Here is a 247-nt window from a genome sequence, read left to right on the forward strand (position 1 = left end):
GTATGGGAACGGGTGTGACCTCTTCGCTATCGCCACCAGACTGTATAAAGTTGAAAGAATTGTTCTTTCAAAACTGGATAATATGTTTCAAGTAACCGGCAATCGAGTGCCATTTGGTGCTGCTTTTACGCCATGCGGCGTGATTGGTTAAGTCCTCGATCGATTAGTATTCGTCAGCTCCACGTGTCGCCACGCTTCCACCTCGAACCTATCTACCTGATCATCTTTCAGGGATCTTACTAGCTTG

At 46.6% G+C, this 247-nt stretch carries 1 rRNA gene; it reads right to left on the bottom strand.

The annotated features are described in order from the left end of the window. Positions 1 to 143: 143 nt before the first annotated feature. A 23S ribosomal RNA gene (locus QYG89_RS17290) occupies positions 144 to 247 on the bottom strand; the annotation flags it as partial.

It is taken from the genome of Bacillus lumedeiriae (genome assembly GCF_044891285.1).
Classification (GTDB): domain Bacteria; phylum Bacillota; class Bacilli; order Bacillales; family Domibacillaceae; genus Pseudobacillus; species Pseudobacillus lumedeiriae.